Source organism: Streptomyces aureus, assembly GCF_000725495.1.
GTDB lineage: Bacteria > Actinomycetota > Actinomycetes > Streptomycetales > Streptomycetaceae > Streptomyces > Streptomyces aureus_B.
In genome coordinates, this window is record NZ_JNZD01000067.1 from 1 (window position 1) to 1601 (window position 1601).

The following is a 1601-nucleotide window of genomic DNA, read 5'->3' on the forward strand; positions in this document are numbered from 1 at the left end:
GGGGTGATGGGTGGTTGGTCGTTGTTTGAGAACTGCACAGTGGACGCGAGCATCTGTGGCCAAGTTTTTAAGGGCGCACGGTGGATGCCTTGGCACCAGGAACCGATGAAGGACGTGGGAGGCCACGATAGTCCCCGGGGAGCCGTCAACCAGGCTTTGATCCGGGGGTTTCCGAATGGGGAAACCCGGCAGTCGTCATGGGCTGTCACCCACTGCTGAACACATAGGCAGTGTGGAGGGAACGCGGGGAAGTGAAACATCTCAGTACCCGCAGGAAGAGAAAACAACCGTGATTCCGGGAGTAGTGGCGAGCGAAACCGGATGAGGCCAAACCTCAAGCGTGTGAGACCCGGCAGGGGTTGCGCTTGGGGGGTTGTGGGATCTCTCTTTCACAGTCTGCCGGCTGTGAGACGAGTCAGAAACCGTTGATGTAGGCGAAGGACATGCGAAAGGTCCGGCGTAGAGGGTAAGACCCCCGTAGTCGAAACATCAGCGGCTCGTTTGAGAGACACCCAAGTAGCACGGGGCCCGAGAAATCCCGTGTGAATCTGGCGGGACCACCCGCTAAGCCTAAATATTCCCTGGTGACCGATAGCGGATAGTACCGTGAGGGAATGGTGAAAAGTACCGCGGGAGCGGAGTGAAATAGTACCTGAAACCGTGTGCCTACAAGCCGTGGGAGCGTCGGACATCAAGCTTGCTTGGTGTCTCGTGACTGCGTGCCTTTTGAAGAATGAGCCTGCGAGTTTGCGGTGCGTTGCGAGGTTAACCCGTGTGGGGAAGCCGTAGCGAAAGCGAGTCCGAATAGGGCGATTCAGTAGCGCGCTCAAGACCCGAAGCGGAGTGATCTAGCCATGGGCAGGTTGAAGCGGCTGTAAGAGGTCGTGGAGGACCGAACCCACCAGGGTTGAAAACCTGGGGGATGACCTGTGGTTAGGGGTGAAAGGCCAATCAAACTCCGTGATAGCTGGTTCTCCCCGAAATGCATTTAGGTGCAGCGTCGTGTGTTTCTTGCCGGAGGTAGAGCACTGGATAGGCGATGGGCCCTACCGGGTTACTGACCTTAGCCAAACTCCGAATGCCGGTAAGTGAGAGCGCGGCAGTGAGACTGTGGGGGATAAGCTCCATGGTCGAGAGGGAAACAGCCCAGAGCATCGACTAAGGCCCCTAAGCGTACGCTAAGTGGGAAAGGATGTGGAGTCGCAGAGACAACCAGGAGGTTGGCTTAGAAGCAGCCACCCTTGAAAGAGTGCGTAATAGCTCACTGGTCTAGTGATTCCGCGCCGACAATGTAGCGGGGCTCAAGCGTACCGCCGAAGTCGTGTCATTGCAGCAATAGGGCCAACGCCCGCTGTGATGGGTAGGGGAGCGTCGTCTGCCGGGTGAAGCGGCACTGGAAGGTAGTCGTGGACGGTTGACGAGTGAGAATGCAGGCATGAGTAGCGATACACACGTGAGAAACGTGTGCGCCGATTGACTAAGGGTTCCTGGGTCAAGCTGATCTGCCCAGGGTAAGTCGGGACCTAAGGCGAGGCCGACAGGCGTAGTCGATGGATAACCGGTTGATATTCCGGTACCCGCTGTGAAGCGTCAAACATCGA

Annotated in this window: 1 rRNA gene; it reads left to right on the forward strand. The window is 57.3% G+C overall.

The features are described from left to right. Positions 1–57: 57 nt before the first annotated feature. A 23S ribosomal RNA gene (locus tag IO36_RS35970) occupies positions 58–1601 on the forward strand; the annotation flags it as partial.